The organism is Hymenobacter norwichensis DSM 15439 (assembly GCF_000420705.1).
Classification (GTDB): domain Bacteria; phylum Bacteroidota; class Bacteroidia; order Cytophagales; family Hymenobacteraceae; genus Hymenobacter; species Hymenobacter norwichensis.
The window spans coordinates 821,661-843,289 of record NZ_ATVL01000006.1 but is presented as its reverse complement, the minus strand read 5'-3'; the positions used below and the strand labels follow the sequence as shown (position 1 = coordinate 843,289).

Here is a 21,629-nt window from a genome sequence, read left to right as displayed (position 1 = left end):
CCATTCGTTACAAGCACCCGCATTTATTTTTTATAATCGGCAAGATATTACTTCGCCCTCACCTCAACGCTATACCTATAAACGCAGAAAACCAGCCTATTACAGCTGGTTTTCTGCGTTTATATACTTCTCAAAGACTACGCACCGCGCTGCCGTTCCAACGTGACGCGGGCCCGGTGGCAGATGCCACCCAGCGGCGGGTTGAACTTCGAGACGCTCACCTGCACGGCGTCGATATAAGGAAACTCTTCCAGAACCCGGTCTAGCACGCGGTGGCCGAGGTGTTCGAGTAGGCGCGCGGGGGCCATCATTTCTTCGCGCACTACGCGGTAGAGCACTTCGTAGTTCACGGTTTCGTGCAGGCGGTCGGAGGCACCAGCCGCGTGCAGGTTGGTGGTGATGTAGAGGTCTACGCCGTACTTATTCCCGATTTTCTGCTCCTCGTCGTAGTAGCCGTGGAACGCAAAAAACTCCATTCCTTCCAGTGCAATCTGGCCCATGTGGTGAGGTGTGAAAGTGTGAAGCAGTGAAATGGAGTGTCTGATCTGCCACTCCGGCCACTGAAGTACAAAGCAACAAAAAAGCCCGCCCCGAAAGGCAGGCTTTTTGTTCGATCATTTTAAGCTGATGCCGGCACCTATATTTCGTCGAAAAACGACTTCTCAGTGGATGCTACAGCAGCCATTCCGGGCTGGCCGGGATGCGTAGCCGGAGCGGGCTGGGCTATTTCGGGGTGGCCGGGGCTTATTGGCTGGATATCGGGCGCAACAGGCTCGGTGTAGGGTTCTACTGGGTTAGGCACCACGGCCGGACCGGGTTCGTAGATGCGCGACGGATCAGCCTTGCCAGGGTTTTCGTCGGGCGACGGATTGGGCCGAATGTCGGGGCCGGGTGTTTGGGCCGGCGCGCCAGGGTCGGGCTGCTGGCCTGGCTTGGGGTTGTAGTTGCGTGGCTCGGCTACAGCCGCGGCCGAAGACGAACCAGAAAAAGAAGTGGCCGAGCTACCAATGGCAGCAGCGGAAGAACTAGCAGAGGAGGTAGCGTACATAGGAGCGGCGGGTTGGGGTGAATCGGGCTCAGAATCGGGCCGGTTTACCTTTACGCTAGCTGCGCGGGAAAGGATGGCTGCCGTGCTGGCTTTCGGCTGTGCCCGCGCCTTTTCGGCCTTCGCCAACGCTTCGGAGGCCAAGTGGTGCAGGTCGCGCACTAAGCCTTCCAGGTGGGCTTCGAGGCGCTGGCACTCCTGCCCGAGGCCACTCACTTCTTTCTTCATTTCAGCAATCGTCTTTTCCGACTGCTGATACGCATCTTCCACCACAGCGCGGGCTTTCTGGCGGGCATCGGCTAACAACTGCTCGGCTTTGAGCTGGGCCTCTCGGATGCGCAGCTCGGCGTCGCGCTGGGCTTGCTCGGTGATGCTGTTGCCGGTGTCTTCGGCAGTTTTGAGGGTGCGGTAAAGGCTGCTTTCCACCTCGCGCATCTTGCTCACGTCCTGGGTGGCGTGGTCGAGCTTCACGCGCAATTCGCGGTTTTCGTCGCCCATCCGTTCCCACTGCTGCGAGAGGGTAACCAGAAAAGCTTCCACTTCCTCCTTGTTGAGTCCCCGAAAGGCTTTTTCGAAGGTTTTCTGCCGGATATCGAGGGCGGTGATTTTCATTTTTAGCTATTGGCTACTAGCTGTTAGTTGTTAGCCAGCAGCTTTTGAATTGAAAGAAATGAGGCGCAGTTGGACAATGAGAAGTAGAACAAGTCCACGCTTTACGGGCTACTTATCAGCACCATAGAGCCAACAGCTAAAAGCCATCAGCCAATAGCTACGTAAGCCCCCACACGGCTAAACTACGGTCGTCGCTACACGAAACTAGCCGATTCTGGGTTGCCGGCCAAAACAACTTGTTGACGGAAGTGCCGTGCCCGGCGTGTCGCGCCTTATCTACCACGCGCAGCAACGCCAGCGTTTCGGCATCCCAGAGCTTGATACTTTTGTCCATGCTGCATGTGGCTAGCAACTGGCCATCGGGCGAAAATTTCAGGTGGTTGATGGTGAACAGATGCGCCACAATACTGCGGTGCTCCGTGTAGCCAGCGGCTACGTCCCACACCCGCAAATGCGCGTCGCGGCCAGCCGTGAGCAGGTAGCAGCCATCGGGCGAATAAGCGGCGGTGAATACAGAATTGGTACTGCCGCTGATGCTGTGCTTCACGGCCAGCGTATCAGCATCCAGCACATGAATCAGCCAGTCGGAGCTGCCTACGGCTAGTTCGCCCCGCTCCTCGTGCAGCGTCAGGCAACGCAGGCTTTTATCGGAGACCCGCAGCAGGGTTTCCACCCGAAAATCGGTTGCGCGCAGCACAGCCAGCGTGCCATCGGCCAGGGCCACATACAGCCGCTGCCGCGCTTCGGAATACGCCATATCGAAAATGGCAACCGGCGGCAAGGCAGTAGCAAAAACCAGCTTTTTCTGCGTTAAGTCAATGGCTTGAATGCCCTGAAAGTTATGACCCAGCAGTAGCAGATTTCGATCTGGCAGGTGAAGCAGGGCGTACACCGAGTTTTCCACCTTCGCCACCAACTCACCATCCTGCTCAGCGGCATCAGCGCGCCACGCCGCTACCAACCCATCGGCGCCGCTGGAATAGAAATGCGAGGCACCTGGCGTTCCGGCTACCGTGTACACACAGTCGTGGTGCCCGGTGAGGGCGGCGAGTTTTTGAACTTCGGGACGGTGCAGCAGAGCCATACCACGAAGGTAGGGCACTGACTTGGAAGCAGCGCGAACAGCCGCTGGTGAATACTCGTGTTGGCAGTCAGCCTGAAGAGTAGGAAACCAAACGCAACCCAACGGCTTCATGCTACTGCCTTACCTTTACCGCTATGCCCTTGCATTCCCTTACTCCCCTCTCCGAACACGCCGTACTTGGCTTGTGGCAACTGACTGAAACCCCGGAAGAGTTGCTTGCCTGCCTGCCCATTCCGGCGCACTACACGGCCGTACTGCCCACCGGCCGCCACGAAGCCCGGAGCACGCAATGGCTGGCGGGCCGGGTGCTGGTGCATGAACTGCTACGCGAGTTCACGCCCGCTCCTGCCCTACTTTCCAACGACCCCAACGGCCGGCCATTCTTCGTGCAGCTGCCTGATTTCGCGGTTTCTCTGTCGCACTCCGGCAGTTGGGTGGCGGGAGTGGTGGCCACGCACGGGCGAGTTGGCACAGATGTTGAACTGGTACGGGACAAAGCGCAAAAGTTGGCACCGCGGGTTCTATCGGAAACCGAACGGGCCGACGCCGGCGACGACGCAGTGAAGTACAGTCTCTATTGGAGTGCCAAAGAGACGCTCTACAAACTGCATAGTCGCCGGGGCCTGGTGTTCAAAGAGCAAATTCTACTCGACCCGTTTGGGCTGCGGGAGGCCGGTGTACTGACGGGACACCTGCTCCTCGAAAACTCCCGCAGCCAACACCAAGTCCACTATCAGCGCCTCACTCCCGATTACGTACTAACTTACTGCCTCAGTGAAATGGCGAGATAGTGAAATAGTGAGTTTGACGGCAGGTTACCCAATCAGCCAAACTCTCTGCTCCATTATTTAGACTCACCACTTCATTATCTCACCATTTCACTTTCCTCATGTCTCTTCGTCGAATTTCTATTGTAGCGGCTGCAGCTTTGCTTTTTTGCACGGTGGCTGTGGGTATGGCCCGTGCCCAGGGCAGCCGTACGGTTGACAATTTCAGCCTAAAAAACAGCGCCAACGCCGAAGTGGCGCTCAGCAGCTATGCAGAAAACAAGGCTGTGGTGGTGGTATTCGTGAACCCTAACTGTGCCTTCACGCGGCTGTATCAGGGCCGGCTGGCGGCATTGAGCGCAACGTATGGCGGGCGCGGCGTGCAGTTTCTATTCATCGAAGCACCCATTAACCTAGAAGCCAGTGCCGGGGGTACCGACGCCGAAAAGCTAAAAATTAAAACCACCAGCGGCGCCGATTTGCCTATGCTTAGCGACGAAGGCCAGAAAGTAAGTACCCTGTTAGGAGCCACCAAAACTCCTGAAGTTGTGGTACTCCAGCCCGTCGGCAGCGGGTTTGCGGTGCGCTACAAGGGTGCCATTGATGATAACCCGCAGGTGGAAGGCTTCGCCAAGGAGCACTATCTCCAGCAAACCCTCGACAACCTACTGGCCGGCCGCGCCGCCGGCGTACCCGATAAGCGCGCCGCGGGCTGCCTCATCAAGCGCAACTAACCCTTAAATCAGCACGAGCCGAAACGAAGGATTGCCCCAAGCCGCGTAGTAATTTTCATACAAGAAAAAGCCCTTACCGTAATCAAACGGCAAGGGCTTTTTGCTTGTATAAATTCTCTGGTTGATGCAGAAATGCGACACTTCACGTCTCGGCATTGCTGGAGTTTTTTAATCTTCCTCCTCGGGTTCCGCGGTTTCGGAAGCGGCTGGTTCGTCGGTGAGGATGGCAAGTAGCTTGTTCACCTCAGCGGCTTTGCCGGGCTCCTGGAGCTTCTCAAAGCTTAGCTGCAAGTTGCGTAGGGCGCGGCGTACAATATCTACGTGGGTGCAGGGCTCGTAGAAAATATCGTTGGGCGTGAGGTTGAGCTGCCCAATGTAGTGTTCGATATCGGTGCGCGACAAGACTAGGCCGCGGTTGTAGCAGTTGATATAGAACGGCTCCACATCCAGGTCGTCGAGGCGGTAGGTAAGCACGAACAGGTTGGGCAGATTCACACCGTAGATGGGTAGGTTCAGGCGTTGCGCCACCAGCAAGTAAATCACGCACAGCGTGAGCGGATTGCCCCGGCGGGTTTCCAGTACCCGCTGCAACATCGAGTTAGCCGGCGAGTGAAAGTTCTGGGTGTTGGCCGCGAATTTGTGGGTTTTAAACAGCACGTAGTTTAGTGCCTGCACTTGGTCGGCAGGATGCATTTCGGGCTTGAGTAAGGTCCAGACTTCAAAGCGCAACTGCTCGATGGCACGAGTAAGCACCTGCAAATCGGCATCAGGGTACTGATAAGAATTCAGCAGCCACATGCCCTCCATCAGGTTGTCGGAGCCCGAGTCGCGCCACACGCGCAGGCGCTGTTGCAGGCCCTCAAACTGGAGATTGTGAATTAGGTTTTCGAGGCGCTGCTGCTGCTGCGAGTCCAGGGTCTCTTCCCATGATTCTTCCAGAAACGGAATCAGACTCTCCCCAAGGGTTTGAATTTTCTCCTGAATCTGCGGGGCAACTTCGGGGTCGTCGAGCAGGGAGATAAGGGCTTTTATTTCTTTGTTGGTCATGTACGGGTAAGCGGGGCCAGACGGCGTGAGGCGGCCTGCGGAACAGATAAAGGTAGCCAGCCGGGCCTAATCAGCGCCAGCCGTTTAGGATCAACCCAGCAAGCAGGGTGGAATGTTCAATTTAAGGCAGGAATGCAGAAGGTAGCGCGCAAATCAGTGTCACGTTGCCTTCTACATTCCTGTGGCCCTACCGAAACAGGTTGGTTTTAGCCATGTCTATCAGCTCGCCGCCACGGCCACTCATCAGGGCTTTGAGGGCGTAGATACTGAAGCCTTTCACCTGGCTGGCATCGATGGTGGGTGGCATGGAAAGCTCGGTTCGCTTCACTACGGCGTCGAGCAGTACGGGGCCAGGATGGGTCAGCATTTCGGCTATGGCGGCGGGCATTTCAGCGGGGTCGGTTACGCGGATGCCGTGCAGGCCAGCTGCCTCGGCCAGTGCCGCGAAGTTGGGGTTATCGAGGGCGGTGCCGTATTCCAGAATGCCGTTAGCTTTCATCTCCAATTCCACAAAGCCTAAGCTGGCGTTGTTGTAGACCACAATTTTGACGGGCAACTTCAACTGGCGGATAGTTAATAGCTCACCCAGCAGCATAGCCAGGCCACCGTCGCCGGCCATGGCAATTACTTGGCGGCCGGGGTGCGTAAGTTGGGCCCCAATGGCCTGTGGCATGGCGTTGGCCATGCTGCCGTGGTTGAAGGAGCCAATCAGCCGCCGTTGCCCGTTGAAGCGCACGTAACGCGCGGCCCAGATGGTAGGCGTACCTACGTCGCAAGTGAAAATGGCGTCTTCGGCGGCTTGCTCGTTGAGCAGGCGTGTCACGTACTGCGGGTGCATGCTGGTGTCGCCAGGCTCCCCGATGGCCAACTCATCCAGGTCCTTGCGAGCTTCCTGATAGTTATCGAGAGCCTTCTCTAGATGAGTGCGGTCCTGCTTGTGGTTGAGTAGCGGCAGCAGTGCTCGGATAGTGGCTGCTACGTCGCCGGCCAATCCTACTTCCACCCGCACACGGCGGCCAATATGCCCACCGCGCACATCCACCTGCACGTTGCGGGCGTCCTGGGGCAGAAACTGGGTATACGGGAAGTCGGTGCCCAGCAGCAACACGGAGTCGGCATCCATGAGGGCGTGGTAGCCGGAGGTGAAACCCAGCAGGCCACTCATGCCTACGTCGTAGGGGTTGTTGGGCTCCACGTATTCTTTGCCGCGCAGGGCGTGCACAATGGGCGCGCCCAGAGCCTCGGCTACTTGTAATAGCTCGGCGTGAGCTTCCGCGCAGCCCGCCCCGGCCATGATGGTTATTTTCTCGCAGGTGTTCAGCAGATCGGCAGCAGCTCGCAGGTCGGCAGCAGCGGGTACCAGGGTGGGCTTGCTACGCAGAATGGGCAGGCGCGGAGCAGGTACGTCAGGTACGTCGAGGTGGGTTACGTCGCCGGGCACTACCAGCACGGCCACGCCGCGCTGGCTCAGGGCCGTTTGGATGGCCGCTTCGGTCATGCGTACTGCTTGGCTAGGCTGCGAGAGTAGCTCGCAGTAGACGCTACATTCTTTGAACGTGGTTTCGGGGTGGGTTTCCTGAAAGTAACCGGTCCCGATTTCGATGCTGGGAATCTGGGCGGCCAAGGCCAGTACCGGCACGCGGCTGCGGTGGCAGTCGTAGAGTCCATTGAAAAGGTGGGTGTTACCGGGTCCGCACGAACCGGCACACACAGCTAAGGAGTTGGTGAGGTGCGCCTCAGCGCCAGCAGCAAATGCGCCGGCCTCTTCGTTGCGCACATGAATCCATTCGATGCCTTCCCGCGCCCGAATTACGTCGGTGATGCCATTGAGCGAGTCGCCAACCACGCCGTACACGCGCGTCACGCCGGCTGCCATGATGGTATCTACTATGATTTCCGCTACCGTCTTCGTCATATCCCTTGGTTAGTAAGTCCAAGGGGCTATACGGGATTTGAGGGGTTAGAGGCGACTGATTTCCGGCTTGGCGCAACGAGTTTCCCGCAGAATACGCCGCTATTCGCGCGGCGGCCTCAGATTGTCAAACGGATTTCAAGAGGCAGCTCAGTTGACGCTTTTCCGCATGCACACGCTGTTTTCAATGCCCACATACTGCCCGTAATTGGGTGTGAGCGAGTAACCGCTTTTCTCATAGAGCCGGATTGCTTCGGGCTGCTTTTTGCCGGTTTCCAGCACGCAAGCGGTGTAGTTCAACTCTCGCGCCCACCGTTCCAGCTCGGCCAGCACTGCTCCCGCCACGCCCTGACCCCGATGCGTAGGCAGCACGAACATTCGCTTGATTTCCACTGCCTCCGGGGTAAACTCCTTGTAGGCCCCGCAGCCCACAGGCTCGTCGCCTTGGTAGGCTACCACCGCATGGTTGATCTTGTCGATCTTGTTGAACTGGGCGTAGAAACCGTGGTCGGCTCCGTCACGGATGGCCAAGTCCTGGTCAAGCAGGGTTATCAGGGCGCGGAAACCGGGGTTCTCGGAAGTGGTGCGGATAAGGCTAAGCATCAGTAATGGGCTTGATGAAAATACTACGACAATAAGCCCATAATACCTTTCACGTTGAGCCGAGCGAATTTCTTAACTCGCTCGAACCGCGTGGTAGCCTCTGTCAGTGCCTCATCCTCGGGCTGCTTAGTGGGCACATGGGTATGCAGCAGTTCAAACACCGAGGCAGCAATGTCCATGTAGCCCAGGATGAGCAGATATAGCTGTTTCTTCTGGTCTTCGGAGTAGCCTTTGGTCCGGATAGCTTTTACCAGCGTATCAAGCTGCGCAGTTTCATCGGTGTAGAGGTCGCGCAGGGCGTTGCGGCCGGCGAGGTAGTCGGTCTGCTGCTCCTCGGTGGCAGTGTGCAGCGCAAACGGAAAAGCTTCTGCAAAGGCAGTGGCCGTCAGAAAACTTTTCTCGGCGGCGTACACAGTCAGCAAATGCTTCTGCAAGCTGGTCCACAAGCCAGTTCGGGCCTTGTCGAAGGCGGCGGTAGTCGGTTCGTTCACGGTTGGGAGCCTATGGGTTGAGCGGCAAAGGTAAGCGGCGGGCAGTGTCGTGCGTTGCCTACCTGCCTGCTACTGGCTCATGTGGAACTGCGGCCCAGATACTCGTCGGTGAAATGCGCCCGGTGCGGCTCCTGCGCAAACTTCTCGGCATTGTAGACAGCCGACGTACCGCGCGGAATCGAGAGGGAATGCCACTGCCCCGCCCGCACCAGCTTCCCGATAAACACGATTTGCCCCACGTGGTACGGGTAGTGCGCCAGCTGCCGGTTGATGGCTTCCGTTACCGTATGGCCTTGGTTACGGATGTACACCGGCTGCTGCCAGTTGTCGGGCGTGAGCGAGTCGAGAGCCGCGAGCAGGCAGCTCCACCCCGCTTCCCACCGCGCCAGTACCTCAGCCCGCGTACCCAAGTCGTTGTCGAACTCGGCTTCGCGCTGCCGCCAGGGCTTCTCACCGTCGGTGGTTAGAAAATCAGTCCAGCGGGAAAGCATATTGCCCCACAAATGCTTTACGATGGTGGCTACGCTGTTGCTTTCAGGATTGGGCTGCCAGAACAGTGCCTCGTCGGGCAGCTGGGCAAATGTCTGGTCGCCGAGCAGCTTGTAGTATTCGAACTGCTTGCGGGCACTGATGAGGTAGTCGGTATCCATGAAAAGAGGAATTAGGCGCTGTGTTTCTCGGCCAGAAGGGCTTGAAAATAGTCACATCTGGCCTCTTTTCGACCGGAGGCGGCCGCCCTGCGAGTACAACGGCCCGTTGTACTAGGTAGTAATGAAGGGCCAAGTGGTCAATCACTATTTTCGCATGTTTCGGGCAGTAGCAGAAAGCTGATATGTTTTACCGTCTTTGCTGAATGCCCAGACGTTACTGACTTCTCGCAAGGTCAAATACACCTTTCCTCGTCTCACTTTGCGGCGCAATAGCCTATTCGCTTGCCGCTTGTCCTGCTTCTCTGATGCGGCGTTTGTTACGGCCAGAATCGGGCTGTGTCGGTAAGAGCGTGCCATAATGCGTTGCCTTTTCAGGTTGTCAAAACGGCGAAAAGGTCGCGCAATTCCATCGGCCTTCAAGAACTTCTAGCAGCCCCGATAGTAGTGCAAAGGCGGCCATAGTTTTGCCCGCGTTATTCCCGCCGACCAAGGTACAAGTGTTGAAATTCTTAGCTCACTCAGTGAACAACAGCTAGTATAGTTATACTAGCTGTTGTTCAGCTCAGCTTTATAGAACCGAAATTTATCAAGGTCAGCCAACCGATACAGTTCATTCCATTCAATTATTGGAACGGCCTTTTCTTCAATTATTTCATCGAACACTATCCAGCACCCTGCCTGAGTTGAAAGCTGCTTTAACTGCTAAATTTGCTGTTCATCAACAAGTGTGACACCATATCGTGTAGGACCTTCTAACATGATACGCTATAGAACATACTCTAACCCGTCCATCCAACCTATGCACCAAGCTTCTTCTGAGATATCATTCATCAAGTCGTGTAGCGCTACTTGTTGTTTATTGAGGTCACTGTACATAAGTAAGCTAATCTAGTCATCACACTTGAATTACGCCCACGTTGTACGCCTTCTCAATGGGCGCGTGGTTGGCCATGCTGATGCCTTGGGAAATGATTTTGCGAGTTTCTAGCGGGTCGATGATGGCGTCGACCCAGAGGCGGGCCGCGGCGTAGTAGGGCGAGAGTTGCTCGTCGTAACGGGCTTTGATGCGGTCTAGCAGCTCCTTCTCAGCTTCGGGCGTGATGACTTCGCCCTTGGCTTTCAGAGACGCTACCTGAATCTGGAGGAGGGTATTAGCGGCGGCGGCTCCGCTCATGACGGCCAGTTGGGCGGTGGGCCAAGCCACAATCAGGCGCGGGTCGTAGGCTTTGCCGCACATGGCGTAGTTGCCGGCCCCATAGCTATTGCCGATAACCACCGAGAACTTCGGCACTACGGAATTGGCCATGGCATTCACCATCTTGGCGCCGTCCTTGATAATGCCGCCGTGCTCACTCTGCGAGCCCACCATGAAGCCCGACACGTCGTGCAGGAACACCAGCGGAATGCGCTTTTGGTTGCAGTTCATAATGAAGCGCGCCGCCTTATCGGCCGAGTCGGAGTAGATAACGCCGCCCATCTGCATAGCACCCTTCTTGGTCTTCACGATTTTGCGCTGGTTGGCCACAATGCCCACGGCCCAGCCATCAATGCGCGCCAGCCCGCAGATGAGCGTCTGACCGTAGAGGTCTTTATAGGGCTCAAACTCGGAATCATCGACCAGCCGGTTGATGATGTCCATCATATCGTAGGGCTTGGCGCGGTCGGCGGGCAGTAGGCCGTAGATTTCCTGTGGATTCTGCTTGGGCGGCGCGGAGGCTTTGCGCGAGAAACCCGCTGTAGCATGACCACCCAATTTGTCGAAGATGTTGCGGATATGGTCGAGGCACTCCTCGTCGTTGGCAAACTTATAGTCCGTCACGCCCGAAATTTCCGAGTGCGTGGTAGCGCCGCCTAGCGTTTCGTTGTCGATACTCTCGCCAATGGCCGATTTCACCAGGTAGGAGCCCGCCAGAAACACCGAGCCGGTACCGTCCACAATCATCGCCTCATCAGACATAATCGGCAGGTAGGCCCCGCCGGCCACGCACGGACCCATAATGGCGGCTAGCTGCACGATGCCCATGCTGCTCATCACGGCATTGTTGCGGAAGATGCGGCCGAAGTGCTCCTTATCGGGGAAGATTTCGTCCTGCATCGGCAGGTACACCCCCGCCGAATCGACGAGGTAGATGATGGGCAGCTTGTTTTCGATGCTGATTTCCTGGGCCCGCAGGTTCTTCTTGGCTGTAATTGGAAACCAGGCGCCGGCCTTCACGGTAGCGTCGTTGGCTACTACCACGCACTGCCGGCCTTGTACCCAACCAATAACTACTACCACGCCGCCGCCGGGGCAGCCTCCCTCCTCCTGATACATCCCCTCGCCCGCAAACGCCCCGATTTCTACCGTTTCCGCGCCTTTATCGAGCAGGTACTCTACCCGCGCCCGCGCCGTGAGCTTGCCTTTGGCTTTGTGCGCTTCAATGCGCTTCTCGCCGCCACCAAGGGCTACTTTCTCCAGCCGTTTTTTCAGCTGGAAATTTAATTGCTTGATACTGTCTTCGTTTTTGTTGAATTCGAGGTTCATGCGGGTGGGAATGGGGAGTGAGTAAGTGCGTGACTGAATGAAGTAACCTATGTCTGCTGATGTTCGCGCCAGTGGCACCAGAGGATACTTCACTCAGTCACGCACTTACTTATTCACTGTCGGGTAGAGAACAAAAAAATCCGCCCCTCACAGGGCGGATTCAAAGGTAAGATGATTGTCGATTTGGTAACTCGGCTACTTGATGGTGGTCTTGGCTTCAGTTTCCACAACGGCACCGCTGGGCTTAGTGGTAGTAGTTTCCACTTCCTTTTTCACCTTGTCCTTGCCACCTCCGAACACCGAGAAATGCACGTAGCGCTTCGGGTTGGCCTGGAAATCGGTGAGCAGCGAGTTGGTGCTGGCAGCAGTGGCGTTGAGGTTGTTATAGAGCAGTGTGTCGTTGATGAGCTTGCCCAGCGAGCCACTCTGGTCCGACAATGAGCGATTAAGCGTTGTCATGGTACCCTGCGCTTCAGTCATGGTGGCATTGAGCTTGCGCATGGCCGGCCCGACGGGCGCACCTTTCAGCGAGTCGCTGAGCTGGCTGAAGTTGGCGGCAATCCGGTCAAACTTGGCGCTGGTCTTATTGAGGTCGTTGGTGAGCCGCGCCATGTTGGTGGTAATCTGGTTGATGTTGCGCTGGTTGGCTACCAACAGGTTGCGCAACGCCTCGGTACTACCCTGCGCGTTCAGCAACGTAGCCTGCAAACTAATGCGAGCATCTTTGTTTAGGAAGCTATTCACCTTGGTCAGCGTGGAGTCTACAGTGCCAAGCACTGGCAGCGCCTTGGCTTGAAACGCGTCGGTGATGCTGGCCACAGTGTACGATTTCAGCTCTTCGCCGCCGTCATAGACTTTGGAATTTTTGCCTAGGAACAGCGTAATCGTCTTCGAGCCCAATAGCGAGCCGCTCAGGCTGGCTACCGTCGAGTCACCAACGGTAACGCCTTTCTGCAACTCTACCGCTACCCGAATTCGGTTGGCTTGTTCGGGCAGCAGCTTCATTTCTTTCACCTGCCCTACTTTGATGCCGTTCAGGATAACGGGATTGCCCACGGCCAGCCCATCCACGTTATCATAAACGGTGTAATAGGTTCGGTCGGAAGAAAGCAAATTGCTGCCCTTGAGAAAATTAAATCCTAGAAACAAGGCTGCCAGGGCTACAATGCCGAGCAAGGCCACTTTTATTTCTTTCGCCACTGTGGTCTATGGGTTAGTGAGATGGGAGGAGAGAACTGGCCACGACAGGCGTATTAGCAGGCTTATTCCCCGTTCATACCCTCCAGTTCTTGTTTGTAGTCGCGGAAGGCGCGGTAAATACCCGATGCCATATACGACTGCCCGGCTTTATCGTTCAGATACTTCTCTTCGGTGCGGTTGGTCAGGAAGCCGGCCTCAATAAGAACTGATGGCATAGTGGACTTCCAGAGCACCAGAAAGCCCGCCTGTTTCACGCCGCGCGAAGGGCGCTTTACGGTAGTACGGAACTGCCGGTCCACTTTCTGCGCAAACCGGATGCTGTTCACAATATGCGCGCTCTGATAGAGCGAAAACAGGATGTGGCTTTGCGGCGAAGTGGGGTCGAAGCCGTTGTAGCGCTCCTGGTAGTTATCTTCTTGCAGAATAACAGCGTTTTCGCGCTTGGCTACCGATAGGTTAGCGTCGGTTTTGTGCGGCCCCATGGTCCAGACTTCGGTGCCGTAGGCATTAGGCGCGGCGGCGTTGCAATGCACCGAAATAAAAAGGTCAGCGTTGTTTTTGTTGGCAATACCGGCCCGGTCGGCCAGTTCCACAAACACGTTGGTTTTGCGGGTGTATACCACCTTCACACCGGGCATACTGTCTTGAATCAGACGGCCCAGCTCCAGCACTATCTTCAGGGCTACATCGGCCTCACGCGCACTCACGCCCGCGCAGCCCCGGTCTTTGCCACCGTGGCCGGCATCGAGCACTACCGTCCGTAGCCGATAGCCCGCTGAGGCCGCGGGTAGCACGAGGCGCGGGGGCACTGAGGCTTCCGGCGTAATGGCCGCCGGAGAGCCGGAAAAACACAACATGCCTATGAGGCACAAGCCGACAATATTCCGCACAGATTTCGTTAGTGAAGGGCAGCGACCCGCTACCTTTGCAAACCGCCACAAAATAAACGAATAAAACCACGTGGCCCTACCCGAGCCTTTGTCCGACGCTAGTATTATTTTCGTTATCAGAGCGCTACGTCGGGCTATCCGGCGCGCCTCTCCGTTGTTGCTATCCGGAATTCTGCTGTGTTGCTTGGTTATCGAAGCGCAGGCGCAGACTCCTACGCCCGTGCGGCGCCCTGGCACCAGCAACCGTTCCGACGTGCGGACTCCGCCGCCTATTCTGCGGACCGATACCATTCAAACCGCGCCAACCCGGCGCGCAGGCACCACTCCGGATACCACGGGCCTAGTACGGCAAACCGGTACCGATTCGTTGCAATTAGCAGCGGGCAACAAGCGCAAGGGCAGCGTGGAAACTACCGTGAAGTATGCCGCCAAAGACTCGATTCGCTTTAATGTGCAGGAAAAGCGGGCCGTGCTGTATGACAAAGCCAACGTGGATTACGGCGAGATTTCTCTGAAAGCGGCTGTCATTACTGTTGATTACAGCAAGAATCTGCTCACGGCCGAAGGTGCACCCGATTCGCTGGGTAAGATTCAGGATAAGCCGATTTTCAAGAACGGCGCCGAAAACTACCAGGCGGGGCGCATCAACTATAATTTCAAAACCAAGAAGGGTAAAATTGCTGAAGCCGTTACCCAACAGGGCGAAGGCTACGTGCACGCCGACGTTATCAAGAAAAACCAGTTCAACGAAATTTACGGGCGCAACGGGCGCTACACCACTTGCAATCTAGAGCATCCGCACTTCTTCATTAATGCTACCAAGATGAAGATGATTCCGGGCCAGAAAGTGATTACCGGCCCGTTCAACTTGGTTATCGGCGACATTCCTACCCCGCTGGGGCTGCCGTTCGGCTATTTCCCGTCGCCCAGCAAGAAGCGCGCTTCGGGCCTGATTATCCCCACCTTTGGCACGTCCACCGACCGGGGATTCTTCCTGCGCAACGGCGGTTACTACTGGGCCGCCAGCGACAATATTGGCCTGCGCCTCACTGGCGATATCTATTCCGGCGCAAACCAGCAGTTTGGCGGCTGGCGCGGTACTGCCGAAATGCAATACATCAAGCGCTACCGCTACAATGGCTTGCTTAGTTTCGAGTATTCATCAAGGCCCGCTGGCCTGATTCAAACCCGTGACGGAGCTACTACCAGCCCTATCACCCAGCAGCAGTTCAAGCCGCAAACCTTCTGGCTGAACTGGACTCACTCGCCCACGCCCCGGCCCGGTGGCGGCCGATTTTCGGCCAGCGTACGGGCGGGTAGCAGTGCCTACAACCAGCAGAACACGTTTGATGCCGCCCGCTACCTGACGCCGGCCTTCAACTCTACCATCAGCTACAGCAAACAGCTGCGCAATGCGCCCGTCAACTACTCGCTGAACCTGAGCCAGAGCCAGAACACCCAAACTGGTACCATGGACTTCACCCTGCCCGACATCACGGTGGGTGTAGCCCGGCAGTACCCGTACCAATGGCTGGGCCTGGCCCCCACCGGCAAGTTTTACGAGCAGTTTGCTTTCTCCTATACCCTTACCTCGCAGAACCGCATCACCAACACCCAGCCGGCCCGTACTTTCACCGATGGCATTCCGCTGCTAGGCGGCAGCACAACCAGCAGCATTATTCCGATCAAGCTATCCAACATCGACCAGATGTTGCGCAACTCTCAGACCAGTGTGCTGCACAGCTTCCAGATTTCGTTGGGCAGTTACAACTTTCTGAAAGTTATAAATCTGGCTCCTACATTCACTTACAATGAATCTTGGTACCTCAAGAAGCTTAACTACACCTACGACACCGTGGCGCAGGCTGTCCGGATTGATACGTTGCGGGAATTCAGTCGGGTGAGTGACTACTCTAGTGGCTTTAGCGTGAACCTAGGCACCAACGTGTATGGCCTCTATCCGATAAATAGCAAGAAAATTCAGGCTATTCGGCACAAGGTTACTCCAAACATCAGCCTCAATTTCGTACCAGGCAGTGGCGAGCCAACAAATACAGCACAGCAAATTGCGGGGTTACCGTATTACGGCACCATTCCTACCAATGTAGCTCTACCAGTAGGCATTGACCGAGACCCTAATAACAGAGCCCGGATTCTAGATCGGCGTTATTACTCTTACTATCAAGGCTTTACCGGCGCACCATCCATCGCCGTACGGGAGCCAGCTGCTTCCATTGGCTTCTCACTTCAAAACGCTGTGGAAGCCAAGGTCCGCGACAACAATGACACAACCGGCACTACGCCCTTCAAGAAAGTCAGTCTGATTGATGGTCTGGACTTGAACTTCAGCTACAATTTCACAGCTGATGCTTTCAAACTTTCACCACTTACCACCTCTTTCCGGACTCAGGTAGCCCGCAAGCTCAACGTCTTGTTAAGCGCCACTTTCGAGCCTTACCAGCGCGATACAGCAAACGTGCTTATCGACAAATATCTTTTCGCCCAGTCCAATGGGCGGCGCTTGGCTCGACTCGGCAATGCAGCGTTGCAAATGAACTACCAGTTCAACCCCACGCAGAAGCCGGGCCGCAAGTCCAACATCAACCGCGACGTAGCACCAGCCAACGACCCCGCTTTGGGTGGTCCTATCCCAATAAATCCGTATGAAGACTACGTGGATTTCGAGCTACCCTGGGAGCTAAGCTCTGGCTTTACGGCCCAATATACCGACCCTGGACCTCGCCCTACCCGCGGTACCTATGTGCGGCCCCGCTCCCTAACGGCGGCATCATTGAACTTAAGCGGCTCGGTGAAACTGACCAGCAATACCCGCGTAGGCTACACCACCAACTACGACTTCATCAATGGCACTTCGGCCTTCACGTCGCTGGATATTTTCCGCGACTTGCACTGCTGGCAGATTACCGGTACTTGGCGGCCGTTTAAAGGGTACGCGCAAGGTTATTTCGTGACTATTGCCGCCAAGTCGTCGCTGCTTCAAGATTTGAAGTTGAACCGCAACCGGACTTTCCTCAACCGTTAGCCCACAGCCCGATTAACACAGGTTATTTGGTGTTCGAGTCAAGTGTTTGCTGGAATTTCAACACTTTTGGCCCTTCATTCCAACTCAAACTTGTCACTTAGTCCATTGCCCTATGTCGCAGCATAAAGAAGTCAAACTCGTGACCACGCACCAGTTGCTGGCAATGAAACAGCGTGGCGAGAAGATTTCCATGCTCACTGCCTACGATTTTTCGATGGCTACCATCCTCGACGGCGCAGGCATTGATGTACTATTGGTTGGCGACTCGGCCTCCAATGTCATGGCCGGCCACGAAACCACATTGCCTATTACCCTCGACCACATGATTTACCACGCCCAAAGCGTGGTGCGAGCCGTAAAGCGTGCTTTTGTGGTAGTGGATATGCCTTTCGGTTCCTATCAGGGCAATTCGTCAGAGGCCTTGCGCTCAGCTATCCGCATCATGAAAGAATCGGGTGGGCACGGTATCAAAGTGGAAGGTGGCGCCGAAATCAAGGATTCTATTACCCGCATCTTGACGGCTGGTATCCCTGTAATGGGTCACCTAGGTCTCACTCCGCAAAGCATCTATAAATTCGGCACTTATACGGTACGAGCCAAGGAAGAGGCCGAAGCGCAAAAGCTCATTGATGATGCGGTGTTGTTGGAAGAACTGGGCTGCTTTGCGGTGGTACTGGAAAAGATTCCGTCGACGCTGGCCAAACAAGTAGCGGAGAGGCTAACGATTCCCGTAATCGGCATTGGGGCTGGCCCCGATGTAGATGGTCAAGTGCTAGTCGTACACGACATGCTCGGAATTACCAAGGAATTCAAGCCACGCTTTCTGCGCCGCTACGCCGACCTCGGCGACGTGATGCACGATGCCGTGCAGCGGTATATCAACGATGTAAAAAGCCGGGACTTCCCTAGTGCAGAGGAAGCCTACTAAATCAATTAAAAATGAAGAATTGAAAATTAAAAATCATCCTAAGCTGTGCCTTATCATCAGATTGATAAACATACGGCTCAACTCACAATTTTTAATTTTTAGTTTTTAATTTCCTTATAGTGAATCGTCCTAACCTGTGGTCGGAGCGGAAAGAAATTCTGTTCGAAGACAATCATCTATTGGTCATCAACAAGCCGGCTGGCCTGCTTGTGCAGGGCGACGCCACTGGCGATGAGCCTCTTTCTGCTAAAGCGGAAGAGTATTTGCGCTTCAAATACAAAAAGCCCGGCGCGGCGTTTATTGGCGTGGCCCACCGTATTGATAGGCCTGTAAGCGGCATTGTAATATTGGCTAAAACCAGTAAAGCCCTGAGCCGGCTAAATGAAATGTTTCGTGACAACAAAATCACGAAAACCTACTGGGCACTCACTGGCAAATGCCCTGAGCCAACCAGCGGCCACCTAACGCATTGGCTGGTGAAAGACCCCATTCGCAACACCACCAAAGCGTACACCGAGCGCCACGGCCAAGGCCTCAAAGCCGACCTAGACTATACTGTCCTTGGGCAGGCTGGTAACCGCTACCTTGTGCAGGTAAACCCTATTACCGGCCGCCCTCACCAAATTCGAGTGCAGCTAGCCACTGGCTTAGGCACTCCTATTGTCGGCGATGTGAAGTATGGCTTTCTGGCTCCCTTGCCCGATGTTAGCATTGCCCTACATGCCCGGCAACTGGAGCTACAACATCCCGTCACTCGAGAGACAATGACTTTTGTCGCACCGCTGCCGGAAATGCCACACTGGGAGACAGCAGAAGCTTACTATTAAGTGGAAAGTGGGAGATTATCAATAATCTCCCACTTTCTATGTTCACCGGTTCAACCTGAGCTTTTCGCTGGTTAAGATAACGTGAACAATATTTTGGCCTTTCGGCATTGATAATTGGACCCAGGCAACGAGCGGCTGTATTTTTGTAAACCAGCTTCTGAACTAAAGCACGCCCTTTAGGCTTTTGCCCCCTGAAGCGTCTACTCCCGACTTCGTCTCATCATCATTCTGCTATGGCAATTCTCGTTTTCTTTGTTGCCCATTATTACTTGTCGCTGTTCACGCAGACGTTCTATCTGCACCGCTACGCAGCGCACAAGATGTTCACGATGAACAAGTTCTGGGAGCGGTTCTTCTTCTTGTTCACATACATCTGCCAGGGCTCGTCGTTTCTCTCGCCGCGGGCGTATGCACTGCTGCACCGCATGCACCACGCCTACTCCGATACAGAGTTGGACCCGCACTCTCCCCTGTTTTCATCGAATGCTTTTTCGATGATGTGGAAAACTAAGAACATCTACAATGATGTATTAAACCACAACTACGCAGCCGCCGAGCGTTTCGAGGGCAACTATCCGGAATGGAGCCTCATCGAGAATCTAGGCGACAAGTGGTATTCGCGCTTGGGCTGGGGAACTGCGTACGCGCTATTCTACATCAACTTCGCCACCGCTTGGTGGCAGTACCTTCTCCTCCCAATTCACTTCCTGATGGGCCCGATCCATGGTGCAATTGTGAACTGGGGCGGCCACAAGTACGGCTATCAGAACTTCGACAACCACGACCATTCTAAAAATACGCTGGCGCTGGACTTTCTGGCTTTTGGTGAACTGTTCCAGAACAACCACCATAAGCTTCCGATGCGCGTAAACTTCGGGGTGAAATGGTGGGAGTTTGACCCGACCTATATGTTCATCTGGACCATGGACAAGGCAGGCATCATCAAAATCAAGCGTAAGCAGAAAGCGCAGAAAATGCGTGTAGCCGCATAGTGCCAGTTGCTTTACAGCGTAAGGAAAGGGGTGACTCCAGATGGGGCCACCCCTTTTTTCTTATAAGAAAATGGCTGTTAGAAGGGCTACAATTCAACTCTAGGAAATCTTTGGAGGCAATGCAACCACCTGACGGTTTTTGTCTTACCTTTGCACCTCATTTTTCAATCAGACGCACGAGTTGCGTCGCTTCAACCAACCTGGTTTATGGCAGTTAAAATCCGCCTCGCCCGCCGTGGCCGCAAAAAGGCCGCTCAATTCGACATCGTTGTTGCTGACTCCCGCGCTCCGCGTGACGGCCGCTTCATCGAAAAACTAGGTACCTACGACCCCAATACTAACCCTGCTTCCATCAATTTCGATGGTGATAAGGCGTTTGATTGGATCATGAAAGGTGCCCAGCCTACCGATACCGTTCGTGCTATGCTCTCGTATCGGGGGGTGCTCTACCGTAAGCATTTGCAGTTGGGTGTTATCAAAGGTGCTATTTCTCAGGAAACTGCTGACCAGCGCTACACCGACTGGAAAGAGCAGAAAGACGCCAAAATTGAAGGCAAGCGCACTTCGCTTGGCACTGCTAAAGACGACGCTCGTACCGCTCGTTTGGCTGCCGAAACCAAAGTAAAAGAGGCTCGTGCTGAAGCACTGCGTAAGAAAAATACGCCGGCTCCTGTAGAAGCTCCTGCTGCTGAAGGCGAAACCGCTGATGCTGAAGCTTCGGCCGAAACTACCGAAGAAGCCGGCGCCTAAGCTCTTTGCCGGTAACTGAGGGAGAGGTGATTAGGACTTGAGTGATTGGAAAGCGCCGGCTTCTAATTGCTCACTCCTAATCACCTCTTCACGTTTACTAACCCACTCATTCATGACGCTCGACGACTGCTACTTACTTGGCTCCATCGGTAAGCCACACGGCCTTAAAGGATTCGTAATAGCCTTTCTGGACGTAGACGACCTCGACGCCTACCGTAAGGTGAAATCGGTACTACTGGAAATGCCTGCTACGCCCGGCAAATTGATTGCGTACGATGTGGAGAAGCTTCAGCCACAGGCCGAAAACCGAGTGATGCTCAAACTCAAAGGCATCAACCGGATTGAGGAGGCTGAGATATTGCGCAATGCCAAGCTCTACCGCCCGCTGGCAGAGCTACCGAAGCTAGCCGACGACCAGTTCTACTTTCACGATGTAGTTGGCTATACGGTGGTTGACAGTGAATTAGGAGAGCTAGGTACCGTCGAAACGTTTTATGAACTGCCGCAGCAAGATGTGCTGGCCATGCGCTACAAAGGCCAGGAAGTGTTGATTCCGGTGGTAGACGAGTTGATTACCCGTGCCGACCAAGAAGCTAAAAAGCTATACGTAGCGCTTCCCGAAGGCTTACTAGACGTGTACCTCACGCCTGCCTCACGAGAGCGAGACGAGCCCGACGAGTTCGATGAAGCCTAGTATAACCCTCTTGCCATGCGCATCGATATTGTAACATGCCAGCCGGATTTGCTAGGTAGCCCTTTTGCCCACTCCATTGTGAAGCGTGCGCGGGACAAAGGGCTGGCTGAAATTCATTTGCATGATTTACGCCGATACGCCATCAACAAGCACGGCCAGATTGATGATTATGTGTTTGGTGGCGGGGCAGGCATGGTGTTGCGAGTGGAGCCAATAGCTGCTTGTTTCGACGAACTGCTGGCCCAACGCACCTATGATGCCATCATCTATATGACGCCTGACGGCGAAACGATGCGCCAGCCGCTAGTCAACCGTCTGTCACTAGCTGAAAACCTGCTGATTTTGTGCGGTCACTACAAAGGCGTAGACGAACGAATTCGGCAGGCATACATCACCCACGAAATTAGCGTTGGCGACTACGTATTGAGCGGTGGCGAACTTGGTGCCGCTATTCTGGTTGATGCGGTAGTCCGGCTATTGCCTGGGGTATTAGGCAATGAGGAGTCGGCGTTGAGCGACTCGTTTCAGGACAATCTGTTGGCGCCGCCAGTATATACTCGTCCAGCAGAGTGGCGCGGCCAAGAAGTACCAGAGATACTAATTTCTGGCAACACGCCTAAGATTGACGTTTGGCGACACGAGCAAGCATTAGAGCGCACCCGCCAACGCCGCCCCGACTTGCTAGCGGAATAGCCCAAACGGTTGATTACGCCGCATTTCCAATTGTATACTTTAAGACATACTAGCTCTCAAGTATGCAGTTGCTTAGTTACTTGCAACGGAAGTTGCATTCCTCAAACCATAGCGCTATATTTGCGCCTCTTTAACAGAAACCA

Annotated in this window: 20 protein-coding genes; 9 read left to right on the top strand and 11 right to left on the bottom strand. The window is 55.0% G+C overall.

What is annotated here, in order from left to right:
• Nucleotides 1–137: 137 nt before the first annotated feature.
• From folB to G536_RS0104765, 3 genes are all read right to left on the bottom strand, one after another.
• Nucleotides 138–500 (bottom strand): dihydroneopterin aldolase, encoded by a 363-nt coding sequence (gene folB / locus G536_RS0104775; protein ID WP_022822444.1) that lies wholly within the window; start codon nt 498–500, stop codon nt 138–140.
• 137 nt (nt 501–637) lie between these two features.
• Nucleotides 638–1,657, bottom strand: a complete 1,020-nt coding sequence (locus G536_RS0104770) for a DivIVA domain-containing protein (RefSeq protein WP_022822443.1) — start codon at nt 1,655–1,657, stop codon at nt 638–640.
• A 157-nt stretch (nt 1,658–1,814) separates the two neighbouring features.
• Nucleotides 1,815–2,741 (bottom strand): WD40 repeat domain-containing protein, encoded by a 927-nt coding sequence (locus tag G536_RS0104765; RefSeq protein ID WP_022822442.1) that lies wholly within the window; start codon nt 2,739–2,741, stop codon nt 1,815–1,817.
• A 134-nt stretch (nt 2,742–2,875) separates the two neighbouring features.
• Between G536_RS0104765 and G536_RS30340 the strand changes: the two genes are divergently transcribed.
• Complete coding sequence (locus G536_RS30340) at nt 2,876–3,532, top strand: 4'-phosphopantetheinyl transferase superfamily protein (RefSeq protein ID WP_022822441.1); 657 nt, start codon at nt 2,876–2,878, stop codon at nt 3,530–3,532.
• A 98-nt stretch (nt 3,533–3,630) separates the two neighbouring features.
• On the top strand, nt 3,631–4,242 hold the full coding sequence (locus G536_RS0104755) for a redoxin domain-containing protein (protein WP_026879835.1): 612 nt from the start codon (nt 3,631–3,633) through the stop codon (nt 4,240–4,242).
• Between the two features lie 168 nt (nt 4,243–4,410).
• Here G536_RS0104755 and G536_RS26270 read toward each other — a convergent pair whose 3' ends face one another.
• The 8 genes from G536_RS26270 to G536_RS0104700 all read right to left on the bottom strand — a co-directional run bounded on the left by G536_RS26270 (nt 4,411) and on the right by G536_RS0104700 (nt 13,526).
• The gene (locus G536_RS26270) at nt 4,411–5,289 is read right to left on the bottom strand and encodes a transglutaminase-like domain-containing protein (protein WP_022822438.1); all 879 of its coding nucleotides are present in this window, start codon (nt 5,287–5,289) and stop codon (nt 4,411–4,413) included.
• Nucleotides 5,290–5,476: 187 nt separating this feature from the next.
• Entirely contained in the window at nt 5,477–7,204 is a 1,728-nt protein-coding gene (gene poxB / locus G536_RS0104740) for a ubiquinone-dependent pyruvate dehydrogenase (RefSeq protein ID WP_022822437.1), read from the bottom strand.
• A 147-nt stretch (nt 7,205–7,351) separates the two neighbouring features.
• A complete protein-coding gene (locus G536_RS0104735) occupies nt 7,352–7,804 on the bottom strand; it encodes a GNAT family N-acetyltransferase (protein ID WP_022822436.1) in 453 nt (150 codons plus the stop codon).
• A 23-nt stretch (nt 7,805–7,827) separates the two neighbouring features.
• Nucleotides 7,828–8,295, bottom strand: a complete 468-nt coding sequence (locus tag G536_RS0104730) for a hypothetical protein (RefSeq protein WP_022822435.1) — start codon at nt 8,293–8,295, stop codon at nt 7,828–7,830.
• Nucleotides 8,296–8,372: 77 nt separating this feature from the next.
• Entirely contained in the window at nt 8,373–8,945 is a 573-nt protein-coding gene (locus G536_RS0104725; RefSeq protein WP_022822434.1) for a DUF1572 domain-containing protein, read from the bottom strand.
• 895 nt (nt 8,946–9,840) lie between these two features.
• Entirely contained in the window at nt 9,841–11,469 is a 1,629-nt protein-coding gene (locus G536_RS0104710; RefSeq protein WP_022822431.1) for an acyl-CoA carboxylase subunit beta, read from the bottom strand.
• Between the two features lie 195 nt (nt 11,470–11,664).
• Complete coding sequence (locus tag G536_RS26265) at nt 11,665–12,669, bottom strand: MlaD family protein (RefSeq protein WP_022822430.1); 1,005 nt, start codon at nt 12,667–12,669, stop codon at nt 11,665–11,667.
• A 62-nt stretch (nt 12,670–12,731) separates the two neighbouring features.
• Entirely contained in the window at nt 12,732–13,526 is a 795-nt protein-coding gene (locus G536_RS0104700; protein WP_022822429.1) for an N-acetylmuramoyl-L-alanine amidase family protein, read from the bottom strand.
• Between the two features lie 121 nt (nt 13,527–13,647).
• On the opposite strand from G536_RS0104700, the gene G536_RS0104695 reads away from it, so the two are divergent.
• The 7 genes from G536_RS0104695 to trmD all read left to right on the top strand — a co-directional run bounded on the left by G536_RS0104695 (nt 13,648) and on the right by trmD (nt 21,486).
• Nucleotides 13,648–16,602: a putative LPS assembly protein LptD gene (locus G536_RS0104695; RefSeq protein WP_157530408.1), complete on the top strand. Its 2,955-nt coding sequence runs from the start codon at nt 13,648–13,650 to the stop codon at nt 16,600–16,602.
• A 112-nt stretch (nt 16,603–16,714) separates the two neighbouring features.
• Nucleotides 16,715–17,530: a 3-methyl-2-oxobutanoate hydroxymethyltransferase gene (panB, locus tag G536_RS0104690; protein WP_022822427.1), complete on the top strand. Its 816-nt coding sequence runs from the start codon at nt 16,715–16,717 to the stop codon at nt 17,528–17,530.
• A gap of 119 nt (nt 17,531–17,649) precedes the next feature.
• Nucleotides 17,650–18,357: an RluA family pseudouridine synthase gene (locus G536_RS0104685; protein ID WP_022822426.1), complete on the top strand. Its 708-nt coding sequence runs from the start codon at nt 17,650–17,652 to the stop codon at nt 18,355–18,357.
• Between the two features lie 233 nt (nt 18,358–18,590).
• Nucleotides 18,591–19,349 carry an acyl-CoA desaturase gene (locus G536_RS0104680; protein ID WP_022822425.1) on the top strand — a complete coding sequence of 253 codons (759 nt, stop codon included), beginning with the start codon at nt 18,591–18,593 and terminating at the stop codon, nt 19,347–19,349.
• A gap of 207 nt (nt 19,350–19,556) precedes the next feature.
• The gene (locus G536_RS0104675; RefSeq protein ID WP_022822424.1) at nt 19,557–20,099 is read left to right on the top strand and encodes a 30S ribosomal protein S16; all 543 of its coding nucleotides are present in this window, start codon (nt 19,557–19,559) and stop codon (nt 20,097–20,099) included.
• A gap of 112 nt (nt 20,100–20,211) precedes the next feature.
• Entirely contained in the window at nt 20,212–20,793 is a 582-nt protein-coding gene (gene rimM / locus G536_RS0104670) for a ribosome maturation factor RimM (RefSeq protein WP_022822423.1), read from the top strand.
• A gap of 15 nt (nt 20,794–20,808) precedes the next feature.
• Nucleotides 20,809–21,486: a tRNA (guanosine(37)-N1)-methyltransferase TrmD gene (gene trmD / locus G536_RS0104665; protein WP_022822422.1), complete on the top strand. Its 678-nt coding sequence runs from the start codon at nt 20,809–20,811 to the stop codon at nt 21,484–21,486.
• Nucleotides 21,487–21,629 lie beyond the last annotated feature (143 nt).

Coding starts and splice junctions, on each gene's coding strand:
- folB (WP_022822444.1), bottom strand. CDS start 500: ATGGGCCAGATTGCACTGGAAGGAATGGAGTTTTTTGCGTTCCACGGC.
- G536_RS0104770 (WP_022822443.1), bottom strand. CDS start 1,657: ATGAAAATCACCGCCCTCGATATCCGGCAGAAAACCTTCGAAAAAGCC.
- G536_RS0104765 (WP_022822442.1), bottom strand. CDS start 2,741: ATGGCTCTGCTGCACCGTCCCGAAGTTCAAAAACTCGCCGCCCTCACC.
- G536_RS30340 (WP_022822441.1), top strand. CDS start 2,876: ATGCCCTTGCATTCCCTTACTCCCCTCTCCGAACACGCCGTACTTGGC.
- G536_RS0104755 (WP_026879835.1), top strand. CDS start 3,631: ATGTCTCTTCGTCGAATTTCTATTGTAGCGGCTGCAGCTTTGCTTTTT.
- G536_RS26270 (WP_022822438.1), bottom strand. CDS start 5,289: ATGACCAACAAAGAAATAAAAGCCCTTATCTCCCTGCTCGACGACCCC.
- poxB (WP_022822437.1), bottom strand. CDS start 7,204: ATGACGAAGACGGTAGCGGAAATCATAGTAGATACCATCATGGCAGCC.
- G536_RS0104735 (WP_022822436.1), bottom strand. CDS start 7,804: ATGCTTAGCCTTATCCGCACCACTTCCGAGAACCCCGGTTTCCGCGCC.
- G536_RS0104725 (WP_022822434.1), bottom strand. CDS start 8,945: ATGGATACCGACTACCTCATCAGTGCCCGCAAGCAGTTCGAATACTAC.
- G536_RS0104710 (WP_022822431.1), bottom strand. CDS start 11,469: ATGAACCTCGAATTCAACAAAAACGAAGACAGTATCAAGCAATTAAAT.
- G536_RS0104700 (WP_022822429.1), bottom strand. CDS start 13,526: ATGTTGTGTTTTTCCGGCTCTCCGGCGGCCATTACGCCGGAAGCCTCA.
- panB (WP_022822427.1), top strand. CDS start 16,715: ATGTCGCAGCATAAAGAAGTCAAACTCGTGACCACGCACCAGTTGCTG.
- G536_RS0104680 (WP_022822425.1), top strand. CDS start 18,591: ATGGCAATTCTCGTTTTCTTTGTTGCCCATTATTACTTGTCGCTGTTC.
- G536_RS0104675 (WP_022822424.1), top strand. CDS start 19,557: ATGGCAGTTAAAATCCGCCTCGCCCGCCGTGGCCGCAAAAAGGCCGCT.
- rimM (WP_022822423.1), top strand. CDS start 20,212: ATGACGCTCGACGACTGCTACTTACTTGGCTCCATCGGTAAGCCACAC.
- trmD (WP_022822422.1), top strand. CDS start 20,809: ATGCGCATCGATATTGTAACATGCCAGCCGGATTTGCTAGGTAGCCCT.